The sequence below is a fragment of the Maribacter sp. HTCC2170 genome (assembly GCF_000153165.2).
Classification (GTDB): domain Bacteria; phylum Bacteroidota; class Bacteroidia; order Flavobacteriales; family Flavobacteriaceae; genus Maribacter_A.
On the sequence record NC_014472.1, the window covers coordinates 2887506 to 2912809 of the forward strand.

At 37.4% G+C, this 25304-nt stretch carries 20 protein-coding genes; 15 read left to right on the plus strand and 5 right to left on the minus strand.

From position 1 onward, the window contains the following. Positions 1-118: 118 nt before the first annotated feature. The 3 genes from FB2170_RS12665 to FB2170_RS12675 are packed head-to-tail and all read left to right on the plus strand — an operon-like array spanning position 119 to position 7014. Positions 119-3064 (plus strand): WD40/YVTN/BNR-like repeat-containing protein, encoded by a 2946-nt coding sequence (locus tag FB2170_RS12665; RefSeq protein ID WP_013306965.1) that lies wholly within the window; start codon positions 119-121, stop codon positions 3062-3064. 23 nt (positions 3065-3087) lie between these two features. Continuing rightward, the gene (locus FB2170_RS12670) at positions 3088-6219 is read left to right on the plus strand and encodes a VPS10 domain-containing protein (protein ID WP_041632844.1); all 3132 of its coding nucleotides are present in this window, start codon (positions 3088-3090) and stop codon (positions 6217-6219) included. Positions 6220-6243: 24 nt separating this feature from the next. After that, entirely contained in the window at positions 6244-7014 is a 771-nt protein-coding gene (locus tag FB2170_RS12675; RefSeq protein ID WP_013306967.1) for a phosphatidylinositol-specific phospholipase C/glycerophosphodiester phosphodiesterase family protein, read from the plus strand. 100 nt (positions 7015-7114) lie between these two features. Here the strand turns inward: FB2170_RS12675 and FB2170_RS17070 are convergent, their stop codons facing one another. After that, positions 7115-7597: a heavy metal-binding domain-containing protein gene (locus tag FB2170_RS17070; RefSeq protein ID WP_013306968.1), complete on the minus strand. Its 483-nt coding sequence runs from the start codon at positions 7595-7597 to the stop codon at positions 7115-7117. Between the two features lie 84 nt (positions 7598-7681). Here FB2170_RS17070 and FB2170_RS12685 point away from each other — a divergent pair, with 84 nt between their 5' ends. After that, a complete protein-coding gene (locus FB2170_RS12685) occupies positions 7682-8095 on the plus strand; it encodes a c-type cytochrome (protein WP_013306969.1) in 414 nt (137 codons plus the stop codon). 61 nt (positions 8096-8156) lie between these two features. On the opposite strand, the gene FB2170_RS12690 is transcribed toward FB2170_RS12685, so the two are convergent. Then, positions 8157-8819: a DEAD/DEAH box helicase gene (locus tag FB2170_RS12690; protein ID WP_013306970.1), complete on the minus strand. Its 663-nt coding sequence runs from the start codon at positions 8817-8819 to the stop codon at positions 8157-8159. 114 nt (positions 8820-8933) lie between these two features. Here FB2170_RS12690 and FB2170_RS12695 point away from each other — a divergent pair, with 114 nt between their 5' ends. Continuing rightward, positions 8934-10316: a transglutaminase-like domain-containing protein gene (locus FB2170_RS12695; protein WP_041632845.1), complete on the plus strand. Its 1383-nt coding sequence runs from the start codon at positions 8934-8936 to the stop codon at positions 10314-10316. Here FB2170_RS12695 and FB2170_RS12700 read toward each other — a convergent pair. Then, positions 10308-10574 (minus strand): hypothetical protein, encoded by a 267-nt coding sequence (locus tag FB2170_RS12700; protein ID WP_013306972.1) that lies wholly within the window; start codon positions 10572-10574, stop codon positions 10308-10310. The genes FB2170_RS12695 and FB2170_RS12700 overlap by 9 nt on opposite strands. Positions 10575-10969: 395 nt before the next feature. Here FB2170_RS12700 and FB2170_RS12705 point away from each other — a divergent pair, with 395 nt between their 5' ends. From FB2170_RS12705 to FB2170_RS12715, 3 genes are all read left to right on the plus strand, one after another. After that, complete coding sequence (locus tag FB2170_RS12705) at positions 10970-11341, plus strand: DUF4242 domain-containing protein (protein WP_013306973.1); 372 nt, start codon at positions 10970-10972, stop codon at positions 11339-11341. Positions 11342-11425: 84 nt separating this feature from the next. Further along, positions 11426-12523, plus strand: a complete 1098-nt coding sequence (locus FB2170_RS12710; protein WP_013306974.1) for a nickel-binding protein — start codon at positions 11426-11428, stop codon at positions 12521-12523. Positions 12524-12783: 260 nt separating this feature from the next. Next, positions 12784-13392, plus strand: coding sequence for a 2'-5' RNA ligase family protein (locus FB2170_RS12715; protein WP_158306094.1), 609 nt, complete (start codon positions 12784-12786; stop codon positions 13390-13392). Between the two features lie 32 nt (positions 13393-13424). Here the strand turns inward: FB2170_RS12715 and FB2170_RS12720 are convergent, their stop codons facing one another. Both FB2170_RS12720 and FB2170_RS12725 read right to left on the minus strand, forming a co-directional pair. Next, positions 13425-15452, minus strand: a complete 2028-nt coding sequence (locus tag FB2170_RS12720) for an NADPH-dependent 2,4-dienoyl-CoA reductase (RefSeq protein WP_013306976.1) — start codon at positions 15450-15452, stop codon at positions 13425-13427. A 204-nt stretch (positions 15453-15656) separates the two neighbouring features. Beyond that, positions 15657-16472, minus strand: a complete 816-nt coding sequence (locus tag FB2170_RS12725) for a helix-turn-helix domain-containing protein (RefSeq protein ID WP_013306977.1) — start codon at positions 16470-16472, stop codon at positions 15657-15659. A 114-nt stretch (positions 16473-16586) separates the two neighbouring features. Here FB2170_RS12725 and FB2170_RS12730 point away from each other — a divergent pair, with 114 nt between their 5' ends. The 7 genes from FB2170_RS12730 to FB2170_RS12760 all read left to right on the plus strand — a co-directional run bounded on the left by FB2170_RS12730 (position 16587) and on the right by FB2170_RS12760 (position 25292). Beyond that, positions 16587-17960, plus strand: a complete 1374-nt coding sequence (locus FB2170_RS12730; RefSeq protein ID WP_013306978.1) for an alpha-glucosidase/alpha-galactosidase — start codon at positions 16587-16589, stop codon at positions 17958-17960. 32 nt (positions 17961-17992) lie between these two features. Further along, positions 17993-19798 (plus strand): sodium:solute symporter family protein, encoded by a 1806-nt coding sequence (locus FB2170_RS12735; RefSeq protein ID WP_013306979.1) that lies wholly within the window; start codon positions 17993-17995, stop codon positions 19796-19798. Then, positions 19785-20483 (plus strand): galactosamine-6-phosphate isomerase, encoded by a 699-nt coding sequence (locus FB2170_RS12740; protein WP_148232110.1) that lies wholly within the window; start codon positions 19785-19787, stop codon positions 20481-20483. Before FB2170_RS12735 ends, FB2170_RS12740 begins: the two co-directional genes overlap by 14 nt. Positions 20484-20632: 149 nt before the next feature. Beyond that, entirely contained in the window at positions 20633-21784 is a 1152-nt protein-coding gene (locus FB2170_RS12745) for a hypothetical protein (RefSeq protein ID WP_013306981.1), read from the plus strand. Positions 21785-22224: 440 nt separating this feature from the next. Next, positions 22225-23025, plus strand: a complete 801-nt coding sequence (locus tag FB2170_RS12750) for an SOS response-associated peptidase (protein WP_013306983.1) — start codon at positions 22225-22227, stop codon at positions 23023-23025. 331 nt (positions 23026-23356) lie between these two features. Then, on the plus strand, positions 23357-24487 hold the full coding sequence (locus FB2170_RS12755; protein ID WP_013306984.1) for a helix-turn-helix domain-containing protein: 1131 nt from the start codon (positions 23357-23359) through the stop codon (positions 24485-24487). A gap of 130 nt (positions 24488-24617) precedes the next feature. After that, positions 24618-25292: an outer membrane beta-barrel protein gene (locus FB2170_RS12760; protein WP_148232111.1), complete on the plus strand. Its 675-nt coding sequence runs from the start codon at positions 24618-24620 to the stop codon at positions 25290-25292. Positions 25293-25304: the final 12 nt, after the last annotated feature.

Sequence of the window (25304 nt, forward strand, 5' to 3'; positions counted from 1 at the left end):
TAGTTACACACTATAAATTTCCAAAATGCGTAATTTTTTCACTTGTTTGTTATCGCTAGTAACAATATTATCGTTCGGACAAATAGACCCAACACACTATCAAAATCTGGAATATCGAATGATTGGACCTTTTCGAGGTGGAAGGACAGTAGGGGCAGTGGGAATTCCCACCCAGCCTAATGTTTTCTTTATTGGACATAACAATGGAGGAGTTTGGAAAACGGATGATTACGGTCGAACTTGGAACTCGATATTTGATGATGCACCAACTGGATCGGTTGGTGACCTGGCCGTTTCTCCCAGTAATCCTGATATTATTTATGTAGGCACCGGGGAAGGGTTACATCGCCCAGATTTGGCAGTGGGTGATGGAATGTTCAAAACTGATAACGGAGGTAAAACGTGGAAACATATTGGGCTAGATGATATTCAACAGGTAAGTCGGGTAATCGTCCATCCGACAAATCCCGATATTGTTTTTGTAGCCGGTTTGGGACATCCATATGGCGCGAATGAGATGCGAGGGGTCTTTCGCTCAATTGATGGTGGTGCGCATTGGGAGAAAACGCTATACCTTAATCACAATACAGGTGCTGTACAAGTTGAGTTTGACCCAAACAATCCAAATATTCTTTTTGCAGATATGTGGGAACACCAGGAGGGTCCTTGGGAGAATGCAAAATTCTCAGGCCCAAATAGTGGGTTGTATAAATCGATTGACGGAGGAGCGACTTGGAAAAAAGTCACCAAAGGTTTACCAACTGCCGATCAAGGTTTGGGTAGAATAGGTGTTGCCATTGCCCCAAGTAACTCGAGTAAAATGTACGCAACGGTCGATGCAAAGAAAAATGGGGGTATTTATAAAAGTGATGATGGAGGGGAAAGTTGGACATTGATAAATACCGATTACAGATTATGGGGCAGGGGAAGTGATTTTGCCGAAATAAAAGTCCATCCAAAAAATGAAGACATAATATTTGTCGGGAATATTGCAGCCTATAAATCAGAAGATGGTGGAAAAAGCTGGATGTCTATTAAAGGAGCGCCGGGAGGTGATGACTATCATCGTATTTGGATAAATCCAATACAACCAGAAATTATGTTATTCGCTGCAGATCAAGGTGCTGTGATAACTGTAAATGAAGGGAAAACGTGGAGTTCATGGTATAATCAGCCAACTGCCCAATTGTATCATGTAAGTACTGACAACCAATTTCCGTATTGGGTGTATGGTGGTCAACAGGAGAGTGGGGCGATTGCTGTGGCCAGTAGAAGTAATGGCGGTCAGATTTCTTTTAGGGAATTCATGGGTGTTGGTGCCGATGAATATGCATATGTAGCACCTGACCCCAAAGACCCGAATATTGTTTATGGTGGACGTGTAATAAGGTTTGATAAAAAAACTGGGCAATCACAAGTTGTAGCTCCAGAAGTATTGCGTTCAGGTAAGGTACGCTTTCTTCGAACGATGCCATTACTATTTCATCCAGCAGATGATGACCTGCTTATATTTGGTACAAATGTGGTTTGGAAAACATTGAATGGTGGGCAATCTTGGGAAGAAATAAGCCCAGATTTGACCCGAAAACAGCCCGAAATACCAAGGAGCGTTGGTGACTTCATTACTGAAGAAATGAAGGCCATGCCCCAAAGGGCTATAGTATATGCATTGGGGCCTTCACCTTTGGACAAAGATATTATTTGGGCCGGCACCGATGACGGACTGATACATATTACTACTGACGGAGGTAATACTTGGACCAATGTAACTCCTCCAGAAATTGGTTCTTGGGACAAAATCTCCCAAATTGATGCTGGCCATTTTGATGAAGGTACAGCATACGTTGCCGTAAATGCCATTCGTAAAGATGATATGCGGCCATTAATTTTTAAAACCCATGATTTTGGTAAGACTTGGACGGAAATTTCAAAAGGAATGAATCCTAATGGTCCAGTGAATACAGTTCGTGAAGACCATATCGCCAAAGGCTTACTGTTTGCCGGTACAGAACGTGAAGTCTATTTTTCAGTTGATGATGGTACTAATTGGCAATCGCTCAGATTGAATATGCCTGCTTCTTCAATTCGTGATTTGGTTATTCATGAGAACGATTTGGTTATAGGAACCCATGGCCGTTCCATTTGGATATTGGGTGATTTTAGCCCGTTACGGGAACTCAATAAAATTTCATCCAATGAGTCATATCTATTCCAACCCAGTTTAGCGACCCGCGTGCGATTCAACATGTTTTCTGATACGCCTCTTCCTCCCGAAGAGCCTACTGGGGATAATCCTCCAGATGGCGCTATAATAGATTATTATTTACCGCAAGATTCACGAGAAGTATCAATTGAAATACTAGATAGTGGTAATAAGCGCATCAGTAAGTTCAGTAGTAATGATATAATGTCTGTTCCTGATTCCGTAGAGTTGGCACACCCAACCTATTGGATAAGGCCAATGGTAAAGCCTTCAACCAAAAAAGGACATCAACGGTTTATTTGGAATTTGCGATATCCAGAACCGCCAGGGGCCAAGCGTAGTTATGCAATAGCCGCTGTTCTACATAATACTCCAATGGGACCAGTAGGCCCATTTGTCGCTCCAGGAACGTATAAAATCAAATTGCATGTGGATGACAAGGAAATAGTTAAGGAAATCGAGGTACGATTGGATCCTCGCTCAGTGCTTTCAGAAGAAGATTTAAATTTACAAACAGAACTATCCATGAACGTATATAATGCCTACAAGGAATTACAGAGCGTTAGAGATGTTGCGAAATCCAAGCTAGAAAGCGGTAGGCTTCGTTCTAAAAAAAAATCTACTTTGATAAAGTTTATCGGTTCTGGTGATCCAGAGAATGGCGACCCATTGTATGGCAGTATTGACACAACTGAATTGGAAAATGAAAGTCTTGTAGGACTCCAACAGAAGTTACTATACCTCTTGGTAGTCATTCAGAATGCAGATACCAGGCCCACGATACCAACACAAAAGGCTGTTCAACAACTTTTAAGACGAACGGAAGAACTTAAAATAAAATCGAAATCCATTACGAACTAAATAATAAATCAACCAACTACGATATGAAAACATTACACTATGCATTGCTCATTACCCTCAGCATGAGCATGGGACTCTTTGCACAGCGCAAGAAGAAAACCAATGTTCCTGTCATCACGGAGCACCTATACGAATCGATGAAATATCGCAATATTGGCCCGTTTCGCGGTGGTCGCTCTACGACGGTATCAGGAGTTTTCAATGATATTTTCACATACTATATGGGGGCCACCGGAGGTGGTGTCTGGAAAACCACTGATGGTGGAAACAAATGGAGTAATATTTCAGATGGGTATTTTAACACCACAGGTATTGGGGATATTACCCCCGCACCTTCGAACCCCAATATCATATATGTTGGTACGGGAGAATCTCCTGTTCGCGGAGTTAAGACATCGCATGGTGACGGACTTTATAAATCCATCGATGCGGGAAAAACATGGAAACATATGGGAATGGAAAAAACGCGCCATATCAGTGATGTTTATGTTCATCCCGAAAATCCGGACAAAGTTTATGTGGCCGCGCAAGGTAATCCATGGGGTCCAAATGAGGAACGCGGGGTTTATCTATCTGAAGATGGGGGAGAAACCTTTGAAAAAATCCTGTACGTGAACGAAAACTCTGGAATCGTTGATATGACAGTAGATCCAAACAATCCTAATTTTATGATGGTGGCTACTTGGGAGTTCTGGCGGAAGCCATGGGTAGTTCATAATGGTGGGCCTGGTTGCCGTATTTACAAAACTACCGATGGGGGTAAAAATTGGAAGGAAATAAATAAAGGCCTCCCCAAACTTAAGGGTAAAATGGGAGTATCCATTTCACCAGCCAATCCTAATATCGTGTATATAGCTATTGATGCCATGGGAGACAAGGCCGGTGTTTATCGTTCAGACGATGCTGGCGAGAGTTTTAAGCAAATGACCAACGATGCTACAACTTATGCACGTTCTTGGTACTATATGCACATTATTGCAGATCCCAATGATGAGGATGAAGTCTGGGTAATGAACAGTTTTGCAATGAAATCAATTGATGGGGGCAAGACTTTTATAGGAATGAAAGGTAGTCATGTTGATCATCATGATTTATGGATCAATCCTGAAAATAGTGATATAATGGTTAATGCCAATGATGGTGGCGGATCCGTTACTTTTAATGGTGGGGAAACTTGGTCGACCATGTACAACCAACCCACAGGACAGTTTTATCGTTTGATTACTGATAACGGGTACCCGTATCGCGTGTATTCTGGGCAACAAGATAATAGTACCATAGCCATTGATAGCAGGGTAGTTGATGATGGTATTGGGGAAATGCATTGGGATGTTATGCGTGCAGGGGAATCTTCAACAGTTGCATTGGATCCAGATAACCCTAGATTTGTATACTCTACTTATTTCGCCAGTAATTTTGTCGAATGGGATCGTGATATTGATAATACTCGAATGGTAATGCCCTATCCAACAAGGGTTACAGGAGAACAACCCAAAAACTTAAAGTATCGCGCCAATTGGAATGGTCCTGTTATCGTGTCACCACATAATCCGAATGTGATTTATTATGGTTCCCAATATGTTATGAAATCATCGGATAGAGGAGTTACTTGGAAAGTAATGAGTGAAGATTTAACAAGAAATAACAAAGCTCATCAAGGTAAGGGGGGAGAACCCATTAGCAATGAACAAATAACAGCAGAGAGCTACAACAATCTGTTCAATATAGAGGAATCACCATTGAGGGAGGGTGTTATTTGGGTAGGTTCAGATGATGGTCTGGTACATGTTACGCAAGACGGAGGTAAAACATGGGTTAATGTTACCCCAAAAGGACTTAAGGAAAGTATCATCAATGTGGTTGAGCCATCCCCGCACGACCCGGCTACAGCATATATAGCTGTTGCAGGATACAAGATGAATGATTTTACGCCGCATATCTACAAAACCAATAATTATGGTGCAAGTTGGATTAAAATTGTAAATGGCCTTCCAGGAGACACCTTTGCCAGGAGTGTTCGTGAAGATCCTGATAGAAAAGGATTGTTATATGCAGGAACTGAAACTGGGGTTTTTGTTTCCTTCGACGATGGCGGCCAATGGTTACCATTGCAAAATAACCTCCCGGAAGTACCTATTACAGATTTGCGGGTAAAACGAAAGGATCTGGTTGTAGCTACACAGGGTAGGGCTCTATGGATATTGGATGATTTGACGCCCTTGCATCAAATTTCCAATGAAGTCGCCAAATCGGATTATTACCTCTATAAACCGAATGATTTTAATGCTGAACTTTCAGTCGCTTACAGTATTGATGGTGGGTTAGGGGAGAACCCACCACAGGGAGCACATATCCATTATGTGCTGAATAAGGAGGTTCCAGAAAGCACACCGATGTCCATTGAAATTATGAATAGCTCTAATGAAGTGATTTATTCAGAATATTCTGGGTTGGACAGGGTAGGTTGCGATACTTTGATCAAACCTCAGTTAAAACGTAAAAAAGGAGCTCATCGTTATTCATGGAATATGAAAGTTGGTCGTTTTGATTGCCTTACGGAATTATACACTACCAATCGTGATTTAACGGCATATAACGCCAAACCAGGAAAATATAAGGTGCGTTTAAAAGTTGGTGATTTTGAACAAACGGAGAGTTTTGAAATAATAATAGATGCTAGAATCTCAAGCAGTATTGAAAATGCTGCAGCCGCTTATGAGGAGCGCGATAAGATTTCAAAATCCATTTTCGCAGGGGCAGTGGAGATGGCAAAAGGGGTACGTGATCTTCGGAAAATCAAAAAGCAGTTGAATTTTATTTTAGGTGAGACCAGTGATGAAAACCTTAAAAAAGAAGGTAATCTACTGAACCGAACCATGGATGATTGGATTGCTGCGGTTCTTCAAAAAGAAATGCGAACCTATCAGAGTAATTATATGTTTGAAGCACGCCTTTTAATCAAATTCAAAGATTTTTTAAATCGTATAGGAAAAGGTAACCTTCCGGTAACGCAAGGAACCATGGATGTCGCTCAAGATTATTCAGAACAGTGGGGTATATTGAAATCCAGTTTACAGAGCATTAAAAATAAAGATGTTGCTAACTATAATAGCAAGTTAAAGGCAGTTGGACTACCGGAATTGTATTGGCCATAGAATTTTACAAATAAGAATAATGTTATGTGGAATTTAAAAAAGATATTCGTCTTTCTTTTATTGGTCTTTGTTCAGTACTTAGCTTCTCAAGAAATCAGTGAAGTTAAAATTCACTCGCACAACGATTATTTGCAATCATTGCCTTTCTGGACTGCTTATGACAATGGGCTAAGCTCAATTGAAGTTGATGTTTTCTTAAAGGAAGGTATTTTGTATGCCACTCATAGTAAAAGAGAAATAAAAGAGAAACATACACTGGAAGATTTATATTTACTGCCTTTGCAGAGGGTTTATGATCTTCAAATTGGTAATCAACAAAATATCCAACTGTTGATAGACATTAAATCGAAAGCTATCCCAACTTTAAATGAGATTATCAATGTATTGAATAACTATCCAGAATTATTGAACAACGACAAACTTTCTTTTGTTATTTCAGGAAATAGACCTTCGCCAGAAGATTACTCTTCTTATCCTGATTTTGTACAATTTGATTACCAAAGCCTTGATTATATATCTGATGAAGTGGTAAATAAAGTGGCGTTGGTCAGTATGAATTTCAATTCAATTTCAAATTGGAATGGAGTGGAGGTTTTATCAAAGAAAGAGGTAGAAAAAATATCATTCGTCATTGCTGAAGCGCATAAATTAGGAAGACCATTTAGATTTTGGGGCTGCCCAGATACTCCTCTTGCATGGAAAACATTTATGGCATTGGGCATGGATTATTTGCATACAGATGACCCCTATGAATGTACCAAGTTTGTTGAGTCTTTAGAACGGCCGAAGAAATAAAGGAATTTAATCCTAACGGATTTTGTAGTGCTTCAAAGTTAGCGACTAGAATAAAAAATGCCCCTTTCAGGGGCATTTTAATATATTGAATAAAGGGTCTTTAAGAATGTTTAGTGCAGTTTTCACATTTACAGTCATCACCCTCACAACTACATTCACCACCTTCATGCATTTTACATTCTTTTTTTGCATGCTCTTTACAGTTTGAGCATTTACATTTATCTCCCTCACAACTACAATCGCCACCTTCGTGCATTTTGCACTCTTTTTTAGCATGTTCCTTACAGTTCGCACATTTACATTTATCTCCCTCACAACTGCAATCGCCACCTTCATGCATTGCACATTTTTTTGCTTTACTATCACCTTTGGCCTTTAGGTCCATTTTACAGACTGGGCAGCTACCCGCTTCCTTATAAGTTTTACCATCCTCACAGTCCATAGGACATTGGAATTCGGCCGATGCGTGCATTTCTGTATATGATTCTTGTTCCTTGTTGGCCTTTTGGTCTTTGCAGGAGATGAATAAGACGAATGAGAAGGCTAGAGCAAGAGTTGAAAATAAAATTGTTTTGGTTTTCATGGATATCTAATTTTCAACAAAAATATTAATTATTTAACCATTCATTTTTTATATTTAATAATATTATCACTTATTCCAAATAAAATGCGATTGATTTCATTTTTCATTATGCTGCTAATGATTTGTAGCTGTAATAGGGCAAAAAAACCAGAAGAAGTCAAAGATAATAGCGTGCCTGCCAGGGCAGAATTGAGTAAAGATTCCAAAATTTTTTTGGGTAATAGATTGTTCTCTGAAAAAACCTGTATTACCTGCCATGCCGTTGATCAGAAAAAAATTGGTCCATCGGTTGTTGAGATAATGACCGTTTATAAAGGTAAAAGTGGTGATATTGTTAGTTTTCTTAAAGGGAAGTCAGAACCTATCGTTGACACAACGGCGTCACAAGTGGCCATTATGCAGGCAAATATAGAGGGCTTTTTAAGAGATATTTCTGATGTTGAACTTGATGCCATTGAAACTTATATGTTGCATGTTGATAAATTGAATGCTAACTAGAATAATGTACTATCTACATAATTAACTATTGAAGTTTTAGAGGGAACTACATGTAATTAACCTATGCCCTTACAATTCTTGCATGTTCCATAAAATAATCTTCTAATCGCTTTAATTTGGGATTTAATTTTTCAGAATAAATAACGTATTGGCATTTTTTAATACCCTCGGTAGCAGTAAGCAAATCGGTATATTCACTTTTTTGAATTAAAAAGTCGGCATCTTCTATGCTTAATATTTTAAGTTGAGAAATACTGACTCCATTATTTAGAAACAGCTTGCGTATGGTTTTTGGAGTAGTAATTAAAATGTCTATCCCCATATAGATTTCAGACTTTTGTACATCTATATGTAAGGCCTCATAACTAGCATAAACCCTAATAGAGCTATATTTGGTATAAGTTAAAAATGCATCGTATAATTCTAGTGCTTTACTCTTATTTTCAACAATTATTACAGCTCTAGGTGCATCACCTTCAGCCTCACATTTTAGCTTTTGTAAAGTTGTTAGAATTAAAGTAGTTGTTTTACCACTGTCTTTGGAGGCAACACAAAAAACGTTGGCTCCACTCTTGATTATAGGTATACTTTTCTTTTGAAATGAGGTTGTTTGGTCAATAGAAAGTTGTTCTAAAACTTCTTGTAAATACGGATGTAATTTTTTAAAAGACATATTTTTTCTAGTAGTAACCACAAAGATATCTTTTATGCTATAATATGCCATGAACAAATTTGTGCAATTTTAATCCCAAAATCATATTTTAAGGGCCCTTAAATATTGATATTGGGAGAACGATGGAATTATTGTAAATTCATACAAATCTTAATTTGAATTGTAATGAAACGTTCTCGCATATTTTATCTCTTCGCACTTGTTATGGCAATGGCGTGCAATACAAGACCAGAAAAGAAGAAGGAAGAAAAAACACTCGCTAGCAAGAACATTCCTAAGGTAGTTACCGCTGATATAGAGGCTGGCATTAAAGCCAATATAGACAAAAGGGTCAAAGAAGGAGGTGGGTATTTTCATATGAATTCAGATGGTAAAGAACTTCGCCTGCAATTAGTGCGTGTACATACCGAATATCTTTCAAATTTGGGTCCTCAGCGTCATTTTGCCTGCGTAGATCTTGCCGATGTAAGTGGTGATGTTTACGATGTGGATTTTTTCTTGGAAGGAGATCCAGGAAATATGTCCGTTACCGAAACGACCCTGCATAAACTTAACGGCAAACCTTTTTACACTTGGAAGCAGCGTAAAGACAAAACCTGGTATAGAAGGCCGATTAAAAACGCTTCCTCTGATTTGTTGGGGGTTATTGAGGGGGAAGACAACTTTGAATTTAATTATGAAATAACCTTACCAGAAATTAAGGAATCAGCGAAAATATGGATTCCCATTCCGCAGAGTGATCGTTTTCAAACTGTTGAATTAGCTTCAATTGATGCTCCCATGGAACATCGAATGTTAAAAGAGAAAAACTATGGAAATACCATAATGTATATGGATCTTTCACCTGAACATAGTGGCAAGAAACTGGAACTTGTCTATGACGTGAAGCGACAAGAGAAAAATCCATATGAAGAAGATTCTTCGCCCACAAGATATTTGGATGCCAGTTCATTGATGCCAGTTGGCGACCGATTTCAGGTTCTGGCAGATTCCATTATCGGAATAAAACGTAATGAAGGCGTCATTATGCAAGCTAGGGCCTTATATGACTACATCATAGACAACATGAAATATATTAAGGCAGGAAAGTACGGCACGGGTGATGCTGTATACGCTTGCGATGCGTTAACAGGCAACTGTACAGAATTTCATTCATTATTCATCTCCTTGGCAAGATCAGCAGGAATACCTTCTCGATTTGCTGTTGGGGCATCGATACCCTCAGATCGAGCCGAAGGTGGTATCGATGGCTATCATTGCTGGGCAGAATTTTTCGCTGAAGGCAAATGGTGGCCAGTAGATATTAGTGAAGCGAATAAATACACAGCGCTAGCTACCTACTATTTTGGTCGTCATCCGGCAAATCGTATTGAATTTACCAAAGGACGCGACCTAATTATAGAACCTGGACCATCTTCCGGGCCAATAAACTTCCTAGCTTATCCAGTTATGGAAATAGGAAAAACTCCCGCATTTCCAAAAACATTTTTTTCATTTAAAAGGAAAGCGGATAAAGAATCCTCGGAAAATATTGTAAGCTTACCCTGATACGGAATCTTTAGCTGGGTGTTCTTCACCTTCTGGGTGTTCATCACCATCTTTAGCTGGGTGTTCTTCGCCTTCAGGATGTTCGTCCTTGGCAGTACCTTCTTCAGTAGGATGTTCTTCACCTTCAGGATGCTCACCCGCTTGTTCAGTACTTTCCTTTTTCTTTTGTTCCCTACAAGAACTTAACGAGCTGGCAGCAATAAAACTAAATAGTAGCATTACCAGTGCAATGGACTTAAGTTTTTTAAATCGATTCATAATTTTTATTGTTTTTTGAATTAAAAAATCAAGTAGAGGGTTAGCTAAGTACTTGATTCTATTAAATATAGCAATTTAAATTAAAACTCTTTTAGAGTAGTTGAAAATTTGTGATATCGAAAAAGTGTTTGTTGAACCAGGTTATTCCTTCAACTATGATAAAAACTTATTTGAAGAGTTTATTACTATTCTATATGATTATCTATTGACTGACCCATTCCCATCTTAAACTTTGTCATTGGAATAGAGGCAAACGACTTATTCGTAATGCGTTTCAATTTTAATGGTCTGAACCAAAATTGCGATTTTTTGGATCAAAAGCATAATTCATTGGTTTTAAGTTGTTTTAGTTTTGGTTTATCAATAATTAAAACATGAAACATGAAACATGAAACATGAAAACAATTAAACTTATTTTGATCCTATCATTATTAACTACTACCTATGCCATTGGCCAGGAAAAAGAATTAACAAATAAAAACAAGGAAACAATGAAAACGTATGTAATTGAACGAAGTATTCCGGGAGCAGGTGACCTTACGCCAGAACAGTTAAAAGGAATTTCACAGACCTCCTGTTCTGTATTAAAGGAAATGGGGCCAAAAATTGAATGGCAACACAGCTATGTTACCGGCGACAAAGTATATTGTGTATATAAAGCTGAAAATAAGGATTTGGTAAAGGAGCATGCCAAAAAAGGTGGATTTCCGGCAAATTCAATAAACGAAGTCGCAACTGTCATAAGTCCGGCAACTGCTGAGCAATAGTAATACGAAACCTAGTAACAAGAAGCTATCCATACTATTGATGGCTTCTTTTTTTTAATTAAGTATCTTACAAAAAAAACATCTATGCCAATATATATGGATTTTCATGATTTACCAGATGGTGTTACCGCAGCGCACGTTGCAGAAATGCATCAAGCTGATTTAAAAATTGAACATAAATATAATTGTCGTGGATTAACGTATTGGTGTGATGAAAAACGACAAACTGCATTTTGCTTAATAGAAGCTCCTAATGAAGAGGCTATCAAAGAACTTCATGAAAAATCTCATGGAGCTGTTCCACAACGCATCATTGAAGTTAATGACACACTTGTTGAATCTTTTTTAGGTCGTATAGAAGACCCTAAAAAATCACAGAATGTAAAACTCAATATTATAAACGATTCCGCATTCAGAACATTAATGGTTATTAATATCAATAAACGTATTTTAAGAACTGAAAATATTGAAACCTTAAGTGCTGCAATTCGTGGTTATAATAAATCAATCATAAACATTGTTACTAATAAGGACGGACGTGTTGTCAAGCAAGAAGCAAATTCATTTTTAATGTCATTTACCTGTGTTACAAATGCCGTAGAAAGTGCCATTAAAATTCAAGAATTGTATAATTGTGTGATTACTCCGGATTTAGAATTTAAAATAGGTATAAGCGCAGGTGTTCCAGTAACCGAAAATGAAAATATTTTTGAGGACACTATAAAAGAAGCTAATTATTTGTGCTATACAATGAACGGCAAAATAATACTATCACCAGAAGTAAAAGATTTATATGAAAGTGAGAATCAAAACAATCCGATTAATATAAAAGGTGTTAAATCATTAACTGTTGTTGAAAAGGAATTTGTAACTAATTTACTCGATTACACTAATACTGTGTGGAAAGACACAAAGACTAGTGCTTTAGATTTTTGTAAATATTTAGGCTTTAGTAAATCAAAACTATACCGGACAATGATGTCTATAATCGGCAAATCACCAAATGGTTTTTTAAAAGAATATAGATTAAACAAAGCACTTTCTATATTAGAAAAACAAACTACCAATATCTCCGAAATAGCATATGAAACTGGTTTTAGTAGCCCAACTTATTTTTCAAAGTGTTTTCAAGAAACCTATGGGATGTTACCTTCTAAATACGGTAAAATCATATCTAAATAGAATTTAAAAGCGTTGTGTCAATTTGTTTTCTAAATAATTTGACCTCTATTTCATCAGTTCCTTTAATATAACAGTTTGCCAATCGGTGTTCAATGTAACTTAGTTTTCTAGACTACTACTATGACTTGAGGCTAAGAACGCTCATTTTATTGGAACTTAGTTTTGATTAAAATGACACAAATGATAATTAATTCAGGCTAAAATCATTATATTTAAGTAGGCTATTATTATGAATGAATGGGACATTAATATCATATCCTATGAAGCAGTTACGTTTACCCATTTTTAATTCCAAAATAAAGATGTACAATCTTAGAATTGTACCTCCAGATTCTATTTCAAGTGAAGTGACGGAGTTTAAAAAACAATTTGAACTCCTATATGGAAAACAACCCCTTTCTAGGTCCAAACCCCATATTACCATTGCCTCTTTTAAAATGAATTCAAAGCATGAAAGCTTTCTTTTAGAGGTTTTAAACCAGTTGTCACAAAATAAATCCTTCAAATTAGAGATAGATAGATTTGCTGTTTTGGAAGGGTCCAAAACATTATACTTAAGCATAGGTAATAGTAAAGCCCTCAAGACAATTCATAAAGAGGTTAAATCCCTATATGATAAACACCTCAAAAGAAGGCTGAAATCATTTTCTATTTCAGATAATCCTTATATGACTATATCCAAAGCTACTGAAAAAAAAATGCTTTATGAAAGCCTACAACATTTTCAAAAAAATGATTATTCCAAAGAAATGAATGTCGGCGATTTGACCCTTGTTTCAAGGTTAAAGTATAAAACTTGGGATTGGGAGCATCAATTTAAGCTTTCTGAAGAAGAAGAGTATTTATTATTCGATTCCAGTATGGGTTGACTCCACATATTATTGCTATAGTTATATTTACGCTAAATTTCAGCTGCTAATCTACTTGCTTGGTTTATGGCACGTTTCGCATCCAATTCCGCTGCAACATCCGCTCCTCCAATTACATGTACTTTTATTCCTTTAGCCTTTAATGGTTCAAGTAATTCTTTAAAAGGTAATTGCCCGGCACAGATAATGACATTATCCACGGCCAATACTTTTTGTGTTTCATTTTGAAGATAATGCAAACCCTCATTATCAATTTTTGAGTACTGCACTTGGTTGATAAATTGAACTTTTTTCTTTTTTAATGTAGAACGATGGATCCACCCAGTCGTTTTGCCCAATTTCCCTCCAAATTTACCTTTACTTCGCTTGAACATAAATATTTCTCTAGGAGAAGGATGAACTTCAGCTACTACACCTTCAGTTCCACTGCGAGCCTCCATAGTTTTATCAATTCCCCATTCTTTTAACCAAGCATCTATATTCAATGAGGTACTTTCACCTTCGTGTGCCAAATATTCTGAGACATCAAAACCAATTCCTCCTGCACCAATGACAGCAACACGTTTTCCGACTGACTTTTTCAATTTTAAAACATCAATATAGTTTAATACTTTGGGGTGATCAATTCCCTCAAATTTAGGTGTTCTTGGTTTAATACCAGTGGCCAATATCACTTCATCAAAATCACCTGCTTTTAAATCTTCTGCATTTACACGGGTGCTCAATTTTACCGTTACTTTGTGTAGTTCCAATTGCTTTTTATAATAGCGGATGGTCTCATAAAACTCTTCTTTTCCAGGAATTTGCTTTGCCATGTTGAATTGCCCTCCGATTTCGCTATCAGCATCATATAGTGTTACATCATGCCCACGTTGTGCAGCAACGGTTGAGGCGGCCAGACCAGCAGGACCTGCACCTACTACAGCAATTTTCTTCTTTTTTTCAGTTTGAAGATAATTTAGTTCAGTTTCGTGGCATGCTCTAGGGTTAACCAAACAACTTGCTACTTTTTGTGCAAAAACGTGGTCTAAACAGGCTTGATTACAACCAATGCATGTGTTTATTTCGTCCGATTTATTTTCTTTCGCTTTATTTACCCATTCTGCATCCGCTAAAAATGGTCGAGCCATTGATATCATATCTGCATGGCCTTCTGCCAAAACCTTTTCAGCAGTTACGGGCATGTTTATTCTGTTCGAGGTAACTAGTGGAATCGAAAGCTCCTCTTTCATTTTCTTGGTCACCCAAGTAAATGCCGCTCTTGGGACCGATGTTGCAATTGTTGGAATTCGTGCTTCATGCCAACCAATACCAGTATTGATGATAGTTGCCCCTGCTTTTTCAATTTCTCTACCTAAGGCCACTATTTCTTGCCAGGAACTTCCTTTTTCTACCAAATCAAGCATTGATAATCGATAGATGATGATAAAATCCTTTCCAACGGCTTCACGGGTTTGCTTAACCAATTCTATAGGTAAACGCATTCTGTTTTCATAACTGCCACCATAATTGTCAGTCCGTTTATTAGTTCTTTCCGCTATAAACTGATTGATCAGATAACCTTCTGAACCCATGATTTCCACACCATCGTAACCGGCTAATTTTGATAGTTTGGCGGAATTCACAAAATCCCTTAGCGTACGTTTAATACCCGACTTCTTTAGTTTAAATGGCTTAAAAGGGGAAATAGGCGATTTAATTGCCGAAGGTCCTACCGCGAACGGATGATAACCGTAACGGCCTGAATGTAGAATTTGCATACATATTTTCCCGCCTTCTTTATGTACTGCATCAGTAATTACTTTATGATGTTTAGCATGTTTTTTTGTACTCATGCGCGCAGAAAACGGAGCAGTCCATCCCTGAACATTCGGTGCTATACCGCCAGAAACAATCAAACCAACTCCACCTTTCGCACGTTCAGCATAATACGTCGCTATTTTCTCGATACCATTTTTTTCCTCTTCTAAACCGGTATGCATTGAACCCATTAGAATTCGGTTTTTAAGTGTTGTAAAACCTAAGTCCAATGGTTCAAAAATATGTTTGTACTTGTTCATGTATATGATTTTTGTTATGCACGCATAATAATTGGTAAGATACGTTTTTTTTGAAGTCAATTACCAATACAAGGTGCTCATCAATATTTCAGGTCTAATAACTCGTTTAATTAATGACATTGAATTGCTTATAAGTCACATTGGAAAAAAATAGTAATCCAATACTAGAAAAAGATGTGAGGAAAGGTATAAGACATGAGTATATTATAACTCATATTTCTTAAGACATTTATGCAAGTGACTGGCATCGGTGAAGCCCCAATGCAGGGCAACAGCCTCCTGGGTTTCATTTGAGTTTTTTAATTGCGAAAGGGCACCATGCACACGGTATTTAAGGGCAAAATCGGAAAAAGAACATCGCATTAACTTTTTAAAGGCAACTCTGAATTTAGTTGTGGACATATTACAAACCATAGCAGCTTCGGATGTAGAGATTAGCTTCTTTTTATTGAACATTAATTTCAACGCATTATGGATACTCTCATCCAATTGAAAACCAGTTGGTGTCTTTGGCTTTTTCCATGTTTCCAGCAGTATTAATAGTAACTCAAAAAAGTGTATTTTCATCCAATCTGATTGCTTCTTTGCAGTAATCCCTTTTTTAACTTTTTCAGCTAGTTCTATAAGCTGCAGCTTATTTTGTTCGTTTCCTTTTGGTCTTAGGCTTGGAATGACCTGAAATGGTAAAATTGCATTGTAGTTCAAAAATTGACTATGGGCCAGGTACTTTGGGTTTATTACAAAAACAACAGCTTCACAGGGCCTTTCAAGTAATTCAAATCCGTGGGGTTCCCACATCCCACAAAACCATACATCACCCGGTCCAATTTCGATTTGGTGATCAAAATATTCTCGCTTCATGCGACCTTTAATAAGCACTCCAACCTCAAGTGCATAGTGCATATCAAAATAATTGTCCTTAATGGCCTCATTGGTTCTAATAATTACTTCTATGGGTTGGGTGTCATTTAAGTCAAATGATACACGCTGAATTTCATTCTCATCAATCATTAGGGCCATATCAAATTTTACAATTCATTAGTTGAAATTTACAAAATAGGGATGTCAATTCGAGCTAATTTTGAAAAGAATCAAATTTATAAGCATTTGCTCTTGTTTCTAAAATAACATACTATGATTAAAATTGCATATATAGGTGCTGGCAGCCTACAATTTGGCCCTTTGATAGTACAAGATATACTAATGAGCAATTCGCTATCGCAAAATGGATTGGAAATCCATTTAATGGATATTGAAAAATCACATCTGGAACATGTAATAAAACATGGTGAATATGTAAATAAAAAGCTGGGGCGTAGTGCCAAAATAATTGCTACTACAAATAGAGATGAAGCTATCAAGGATGCCGATTTTGTGATTTGTGCCCTTGAAAAGGACCGTAATATTTATTGGTCGCAAGATTTTCATATTCCAAGAAAGTATGGCTTTGAGCAAGTGTACGGTGAAAATGGGGGAGTGGGGTCCCTCTTTCATGCACTGCGAAACATCAAGGTTATAATGGATTTGGCCAGGAAAATGGAAGAACTATGCCCCCATGCCATGTTACTCAACTTTTCTAACCCCGAACATAAAATTTGTGAAGCAGTAACACGCTTGACTTCCATTAAAACAGTTGGGTTGTGCCATGGTGTTTTTATGGGGAGGGAGCAATTATCCAAACTACTTGGGGTGCCTTTAACCGATTTGCAGACCAAAGCCTGCGGTATTAATCATTTTACTTGGTTTCAAGAAATAATACAGAAATCAACAGGCGAGGATTTATACCCCAAATTAAAGGAAATTGAACAAAAAGGAGATTGGCTTGCCAATTGGCATGAACTTGCCCTAGGGAGGATTTTGTTTAGAAGATTTGGGCAATGGCCTTCACCTGCCTCCAACCATTATGGCGAATACCTAAGATGGGCGGGAGAATTTGTGATACCGCAATTACAGTTCTTTTATGACCCTTATGATGGTCACCCGTGGGAGAACAACCAAATTCCAGAAGGAGTGTACACCGTTGACCGTGTTGATTATGAAAGGGAATGGTCCAAAGACTGGAGCAAAAAACTATTACCTGTAGGATCAACTGAAGAGATACAATTGGAAAATGAGGATGGAAGTTTTAAAAGCTCTGGTGAAATTGCTACGTTGATTATGGAATCTGTAGTAACCGATAAAAAAGAGTGGTTAGAAGCGGTTAACGTACCCAACAAGGGTGCAATTCCCAATTTACCGGATGATTTGGTGGTTGAAGTACCCGCTTATGGCGATACTTCCGGTATCCACCCAGTGCAAATGAAACCTATTCCAGAGGGTATTGCTGCGACCATTCGTTTGCACGCAAGCATTCATCAACTTTTGGTTGAAGCGTACAATGAACAGTCCAAAGATAAACTCCTACAGGCCATTTTAATTGAGCCAACGGTAAATTCTTATCGCAATGCTGTGGATATGTGTAACGAAATGCTGACCTTACAAGAAGATGTCTTGCCCCAACTTAAATAAGATCAATGAACAATTATTATAAACAAAGGTAGATGGGATTAGAATTACTGGACTGGGTGGTAATTGTTGGCTATTTGCTTTTAAGCATTGGTATTGGCGTTTTTGTGGTCAAACACGATTCCAAGAACATCACAGATTTTTTTGTGGCCGGGCGTAATTTACCCTGGTGGCTTTTAGGCACTTCCATTGCTGCCACTTGGTTTGCCACTGATGCCCCTCTTGCCGTAACGGCCCTGGTTCGTACCAAAGGTATTTATGGCAATTGGTTGTGGTGGTATTTGGGAACTGGGATCATGATGATGGTCTTTTTCTATGCGAAATACTGGCGTAGGGCCGAGATACTGACTGATGCCGAAATGATTGAACTGAGATATAGCGGAAGGTCTGCATCAATTTTAAGGGGATTTACCGCAGCGTTCTTTGGGATTTTCAAAAACTGTATTTCTTTAGGGTGGATAATGCTCGCCATGCTCAAGTTTTCGAATATTATGCTGGGTTGGAGTGCCGAATTTGCTTTGGGCATTACACTCACTTTTGCATTGATCCATACTTTGACTTCTGGAATAAAAGGAGTCGTTATTCTTGATATGTTACATTTTTCCGCAGGAACCATCAGTACTATTATTTTGGCGATTTTAGTTTTGGTACAGGTTGGCGGGCCAACAGCATTAGGGGAACAGTTGGCTGCTAGTACTGATGCCCCTATGGGTGTGTTGGACATGTTTCCTGATATGTCACACATTGGTGTTACCGAGATGATTGCCTTTGTTTGCCTCATAGGTGTTTTATGGCTAGGGCAGGCTCAAGGTGATGGTTATATTGTACAGCGTTTATTTTCTGCCAAAAACGAAAGACATGCCATAAAAGCTTCACTATGGTTTGCCGTTGCGGGAGTGGTTATTCTAACTTGGCCATGGATTGTTGTCGGATTGGGTTCAATTGTGATCCTACCTATTTCAGGAGCACCGGAAGCTTTGCTGGCAGACCCTGAACTTGCATATCCCATGATGATTAATGAGGTGCTACCGGTGGGGCTGAGAGGCCTTTTGGTTGCGGCATTCATGGCAGCATTCATGAGTACTGTAGATACACATCTTTGTTGGGGAGGATCCTATATGGTCAATGATATTTATAAGCGTTTTATAAATGAAAAGGCAAGTGATAATCATTATATGCTGGTGTCACGTGTAAGTATCGTGCTTTTGCTCTTGCTATCGGCGGTAGCGGCATGGCAGATGGATAGTATTGCAGGGGCATGGATCTATATCATTGAAATCGTTTCTGGTATTGCTATTATTTTAATGTTGCGTTGGTTTTGGTGGCGTATAAACGCCTGGTCTGAAATCACAAGTATGCTTTCCGCATTGATTCTTGCAAATGGTTTCTTATGGGTGAAATGGCTTTATAGTTTAGGATGGGTGAGTGAACCAGTACTTGAAGTTGTAAATGGTTGGTATCATGAAGATGTGGCACTTATTCGTGCAACCATCCTATTGTTGCTCTGTACAACAATAAGCATATTGGTTACCTTTATGACAAAACCTGTCGATAATTATACTTTACTGAAATTTTATAAAAAGGTAAGACCAAAAGGGTGGTGGGGTCCAATTGCCAAGCAAGTTCCCGATATAGTGGACAAGAGTTCCTCACGAGATTCATGGTTAGGGTTCCTGTTTGGGGTAATCTTTTTAAATAGTATTCTTTTCAGTGTAGGGCACGCGGTTCTGGGAGGGTATAAAGTAGCCCTTGTACTATTATTGGTAGGAATTGGCAGCGGTTGGCTTACCTTAAAACTGGTTACATCTGTTAAAACACAAGAAGCAAGTGAGGGTCATTAAGTTTGATGATATAAGTAAAATGGGGCAGAAGGCAACGTCTATGGTTATAGATGAAGTAACAAATAACCCCCAGCTATTGCTATGTGCGGCAACCGGAAGTTCACCACTGCCATTGTATCAACGATTAGGGGAAGAGTCGAAAAAAAATACAACATTATTTAAACAGATACGGATTTTACCTTTGGATGAATGGATTGGACTGCCATCTTCTGATGGTACCTGCGATTCATTTATACACGAACATCTTTTAACGCCTTTAAAAGTTTCGAAAGAGCGCTACTTTCCTTTTAATCCTTTGGCAGAAAATCTTGAGGCGGAATGTTTGCGAATACAGGCGATACTGAAAAAACAAGGCCCATTGGACTTATGTATATTGGGTCTAGGTAAAAATGGACACCTCGGTTTTAATGAACCCACTAAAGTATTGAAACCCCACTGCCATATTGCTGATTTAACGACTCAATCGCAACAACATACAATGATTCTGGGTTCAAGTAAAAAACCTACACAAGGAATCACATTGGGCATGCAAGATATCCTCTCCTCAAAACGTATATTGTTATTAGTCTCAGGAATTGGTAAAGAAGAGGCAAAAGAACAGTTATTGTCTGGGCGCATTAACTCACAATGGCCTGCATCATTTCTCTGGAAGCATGACAATGTAGATTGTTTGGTGGTTCGTTAAATGGACCTTTTGAGATAGAAGCGAGGAAGGGAAGTTAATGCCGTGCCCATTTCTAAAGGTTTTGGTATCAATTTAATCTATTTTTTATGACCAATATCATAAAAAACCGAATCATCTTTTTTTAATTTTAGCGAAATCAAAACTTAAATATGAAAACTTCAAACCAACCATTCATTGGAACTATCGGTCATTATGTATTTATTCTTGGATTTTTGTTTTTAGCAACGTCCTGTAATGATGGTCCTAAAAAAGATAAGACGAGTAAAACTGAAACTGAGGAAATAGCAACAGTTAACGATATCTATTGGAATGTCAAAGCCATTCATCCAGATGGAAAAAGTTTAGCTATTAAAGCCTTTGACAACGAAGGGAAATCCTTCGACATAAAGGCAATTCAAAACTCCGATCAAGATAGCTTCTTAGATGTAAAAGCTATTGTAGATGGTAAGCAATTACCCGTTAAGATGTTAGAGAGTGAAAATCAATTTGTACCTGTTGCAGCTATAAATAATGAAGGAACTAAGTATTATGTAAAAGCAATAACGGCAGAAGGGGAAAAACTGGATGTCAAAGGAGTTGCAAGATTTGGAAATATTGTCATAGTGAAAGCCATTACTAAAAAGGGGGATTCCTACGGAGTGAAAGCAGTTTCACCAACCGGACAACTAAATGATATCAAAGGAATAAAAATTGCCAGAGGGGAAAGAGAGATGGTATTAAAAGGTATAGGTATCCATGCACATGTGAAAGCAATGCACCCAGCTGCTAATGAAGATGACTTTAGAATTTCTACAAAAAAGAAAAAGAAAACAGAATATAAAAGTGATTTCGAAAGAATTATCTGGAATATAAAGGCCGTTACTGCAGATGGTCAAAATCTAGATGTAAAAGCTTTTGATGCTGAAGGCAATACATTTGATGTAAAAGCAACACAAGATTCCAAACAGCACAGTTTTATGAATATTAAGGCAATTGTTGAAGGTGCAGAGCTCCCTGTTAAAATAATGGAAAGTTCAGATGAATATGCTCCTGTTAACGCTATAGGAAGAAATGGTGTTATTTACGAGATTAAAGCAATAACTAACGATGACGTAAAACTGGATGTAAAAGGTATTAGTCGTTCGGGAAATATTATCAATGTTAAGGCTATAAATGTACATGGTGAATTCTATGGTGTGAAGGCTTTTGCTCCAGACGGAAAACTTAATCAAGTAAAGGGTATTAAGATTTTTGATAGAAAAGTAGAAATGAACGTACAAGGGCATCCTGTATATGCTCATTTAAAAGCTATTAGTCAATAATCGAAGTATCGATTATGAACCGACTACCTTGAAAATCAAGGATTAACTATAATATATTTGAAATTCACAATAGAAATTTTGCTATTGGTGCTCTAAAATTTTTAGACAGCGCTTGTAATATCGTTCTCCATATTTACTACCAATTTGAAGGTATTCGCTTAGTATTCGCTCTGCAATCCGTCTCGAGTTCATATCGCGCCTATTGATATAGGTGGTAGCTTGGACCTCAGTTCTTGTATCAAATAACATCTTGGTCAAATATTGTCTTCCCTGAGGTTCCGAATCAACAAAAAAAGGGTCATTAACCTTACGGCAGAAGAGCCGGTAGTGCTTTCGAAGTACGGTTTGGCAAATTTTCGAATATTGTTGTTGTTGGGTCATAATGTGCCTTAAAATTACTTATATTAATGGCTTAACCGCAATCCAAAGGCTCAAAAATTATGTGTTATTCCATAGAACAGCGCAAACCGCTAAAGCAACTGGAGTTTCGTTTCAAGGTGAAGGCGGTAATTCCAAACGGACTATCTCCTGATGAACTACAATTCTATCATGGCAATGGCTTTGCCCACCCACTGGTTGCAGTAATACCTCAAGAAAATCCAAAATTTGTTACTCCATTAATGTGGGGCCTGGTTCCTCATTGGGAATCCAAACAGGACTATAAGGAATATTACAAGAATAGTATCCGTTATGGTTCTGGTCTAAATGCTAAAAACGAAAAGCTGTTCTCTTCTGATATGTACATTGGTAGTTCAATGGATAGAAGGTGCATCGTACCGTTAACTGGTCTTCATGAGCCGCACCATACCAATGTGATAGTCAGTGGGTCGGTATTTAAAGTACCCTTCAGATTTGCCCGTCGAGATGATGAATTTATGAACGTTGCGGGAATTTATGACTTTACCAATGATGGTATGGCAACCTTCTCAATACTTACAAAGGAAGCAACCCCTTTGTTCTCAAAAATTCATAACAAGAAGAACAGGCGACCTGTGATACTTCAGGATAAAGATGTTGATACTTGGTTAAACAATGACAGTCCCCGTGAGAAGTTGCAAGAAATCATCGACAACGATTTACGAGATGATGATTTAATTGCATATCCCATTAATAGGGATTTGTACAAAACTAAAGTGGACACGAACAATCCTGGCATTATCGAAAAGGTAGACTATGGCGAAGTCGAAATTGATTACGATGGTAAAGTTTTACCCGAACCGCCAAGAGATTTGTTCAATTAATATAGAGTCAAACTCTATATGAATGTCTCAAATTTCGCTATTTGATATAAGGTCGGTTTATGAGTCAAAATTGTACTATAATGTCTTACGTTATGTAACTTGAATTTTGGATACGGCATGAAAATAGAAGGCTTTGTAGAGCTTTTGTTTTTTTGCAAGGGTTGGTGCACGGGCAAAGTTGTTATCATCTTCATTGATTTTTTCTTTCTAACAAATTTCTTCTAAGAATTTCTTTATGAATTGGTAGGTAAACGTATTAATGAAATCATTAAAGAAGATAAAATCGTATTTTTAATTAAGTTAGACCTTTTTACTTTAGGTAGGTGAAGCAATGATTTACGTTAATATTATCGGATTGGCCATTCTTGGTATTTTTTCACTTTTTGTAGTTTCTAAAAAAGATAAGATACTTAGCGATTATATATTGTTGTTAACTATTTTCTTGTTTTCGGGAATTCTAATTACTAGCATACTAATAAGCAATAATATAACACTTGGTAGCTATATTTCATTTCTATTTTTTAATTCTTTCATTTTTCCAGTACTGGTTATTTATGGGTTATCCTTATTAAATTCTGGTCAAAAATTCTCAAGTAAATGGTTGTGGACCGCATCATATGCTATAGCCTTTATTGCCTTTATCATTTTGGATACTCTGTTTATAACCAAGTATGATACTCCAGAAATGATGAGTGACCTTGTTCGGAATGTGTCACCATTTTACAATGTTTTATATAAAGGTCAGTACATATTTGTTGTTTCTATTCTTATTTGGTTGATAAGAAAGTTAAATAACTTCCAGTCGAACATTAAGAATTATTACTCTTCAATTGAAACCATACACCTAAAGTGGTTTAAAAACTTTGCCTATATCTACTTATTTGTCAATGTGGCCAGTCTACTACTTTTTATTTTGTTGGATTTACGCATAGTTTCAGATATTTCCATCCCATTATTTGTTGAGCATCTTATTTTGGTTTTATCGCTATTCTATCTATGTTTTCACGGAATAAGACAGTATAACCTTGCTAGTTTTAATCCAAGTGTTGTTTCAGATGAAAAGAATAGAGATGCTGCCAAAGAAAAGTATGGTACATCTTCGTTGTCAATTGAGGAGATGAATTCTTTGTTCGAACAAATAGAAAGTCTTTTTACAGATGATACTATTTATCTAGAACCAGAGCTAAAAATTGAAACTTTGGCCAATCGATTAGAGGTAGGCAATCATAAAATTTCACAAACCATAAATACCGTTGCAAAACAATCTTTTTACGATTATGTAAACAAATATAGAGTGACTTATCTGAAGAAACTTTTGAAAAGTGAAAAGCATCAAAAGTACACGATTCTAGCAATGGGTATAGAAAGTGGTTTCAATTCTAAATCTTCTCTTAATAGAATTTTTAAACAACAAGTAGGTATGTCCCCTTTGTCATATCAAAAGACCCAGATTGTTATTTAGAGTTCATATTCCTTTTTTTAATTAGTCCCAAATTCTTATTTGAAGCATCTGAGTTCAAAATAGAGCACATTTTTGTTTCATCAAATAGCACCGATTAGGTGTGTAATCTTAAAACAAAAATGACATGACCATGAAAACAATCTTCATTTATGAATTAAAACGAACCGCAATAGCATTTGCATTTTTTCTTAGTTGCTCCACATCGTATGGGCAGGCAATAAAACAAGAAAGTACAACTAACCATACCCATTTTAACGGGTTCTACATCGGTCTTAACTTGGGATATCAAAATTTTTTCGGCGGGGCTTTAATCGATGACCTTGATGTCTTAGCTCAAGAATCAAAATTTGCATTGGATTTTACTCCGGGTTTCAGAAAACAATTTTGGAAAAACAAGGTGGTAGTAGGGGTCGAATTTTTATTTGGGGTGACCGATGGTGATTTAACAACCGAAGACCCAAGAAATCAAAGCCTAATCATATATGAGAATAACATCCAAACAGGCTTGGGAGTTAATGCCGGTATAGCCTTGGGTAAGCAAACAAACTACCTTCTGTATATCTATGGTCAATTGGCAAGAAGAAACTACGATGTCACCATCCTAAATCAGAATCAAACCGTTGACCAACAAGAGGATCAACAAAATTTCAAGCGGTACGGAATAGGGCTAGAGATGCCCATTTGGCATCATTTTTCAATTAAGTCAATGCTCGGGCTTACCGCCGTAAACTTTGGTGATATGATCACCAATATAGATGTCCAAAACCAAATTGATTTTTCAGTTGGATTAAACTATCAATTCTAAAAAAATAGGAAG

Excerpts from the sequence above, each read along its gene's own strand:
- FB2170_RS12665 (WP_013306965.1), top strand. The coding sequence starts at position 119 with ATGATTGGACCTTTTCGAGGTGGAAGGACAGTAGGGGCAGTGGGAATT.
- FB2170_RS12670 (WP_041632844.1), top strand. The coding sequence starts at position 3,088 with ATGAAAACATTACACTATGCATTGCTCATTACCCTCAGCATGAGCATG.
- FB2170_RS12675 (WP_013306967.1), top strand. The coding sequence starts at position 6,244 with ATGTGGAATTTAAAAAAGATATTCGTCTTTCTTTTATTGGTCTTTGTT.
- FB2170_RS17070 (WP_013306968.1), bottom strand. The coding sequence starts at position 7,597 with ATGAAAACCAAAACAATTTTATTTTCAACTCTTGCTCTAGCCTTCTCA.
- FB2170_RS12685 (WP_013306969.1), top strand. The coding sequence starts at position 7,682 with ATGCGATTGATTTCATTTTTCATTATGCTGCTAATGATTTGTAGCTGT.
- FB2170_RS12690 (WP_013306970.1), bottom strand. The coding sequence starts at position 8,819 with ATGGCATATTATAGCATAAAAGATATCTTTGTGGTTACTACTAGAAAA.
- FB2170_RS12695 (WP_041632845.1), top strand. The coding sequence starts at position 8,934 with ATGAAACGTTCTCGCATATTTTATCTCTTCGCACTTGTTATGGCAATG.
- FB2170_RS12700 (WP_013306972.1), bottom strand. The coding sequence starts at position 10,574 with ATGAATCGATTTAAAAAACTTAAGTCCATTGCACTGGTAATGCTACTA.
- FB2170_RS12705 (WP_013306973.1), top strand. The coding sequence starts at position 10,970 with ATGAAAACAATTAAACTTATTTTGATCCTATCATTATTAACTACTACC.
- FB2170_RS12710 (WP_013306974.1), top strand. The coding sequence starts at position 11,426 with ATGCCAATATATATGGATTTTCATGATTTACCAGATGGTGTTACCGCA.
- FB2170_RS12715 (WP_158306094.1), top strand. The coding sequence starts at position 12,784 with ATGAAGCAGTTACGTTTACCCATTTTTAATTCCAAAATAAAGATGTAC.
- FB2170_RS12720 (WP_013306976.1), bottom strand. The coding sequence starts at position 15,452 with ATGAACAAGTACAAACATATTTTTGAACCATTGGACTTAGGTTTTACA.
- FB2170_RS12725 (WP_013306977.1), bottom strand. The coding sequence starts at position 16,472 with ATGGCCCTAATGATTGATGAGAATGAAATTCAGCGTGTATCATTTGAC.
- FB2170_RS12730 (WP_013306978.1), top strand. The coding sequence starts at position 16,587 with ATGATTAAAATTGCATATATAGGTGCTGGCAGCCTACAATTTGGCCCT.
- FB2170_RS12735 (WP_013306979.1), top strand. The coding sequence starts at position 17,993 with ATGGGATTAGAATTACTGGACTGGGTGGTAATTGTTGGCTATTTGCTT.
- FB2170_RS12745 (WP_013306981.1), top strand. The coding sequence starts at position 20,633 with ATGAAAACTTCAAACCAACCATTCATTGGAACTATCGGTCATTATGTA.
- FB2170_RS12750 (WP_013306983.1), top strand. The coding sequence starts at position 22,225 with ATGTGTTATTCCATAGAACAGCGCAAACCGCTAAAGCAACTGGAGTTT.
- FB2170_RS12755 (WP_013306984.1), top strand. The coding sequence starts at position 23,357 with ATGATTTACGTTAATATTATCGGATTGGCCATTCTTGGTATTTTTTCA.
- FB2170_RS12760 (WP_148232111.1), top strand. The coding sequence starts at position 24,618 with ATGAAAACAATCTTCATTTATGAATTAAAACGAACCGCAATAGCATTT.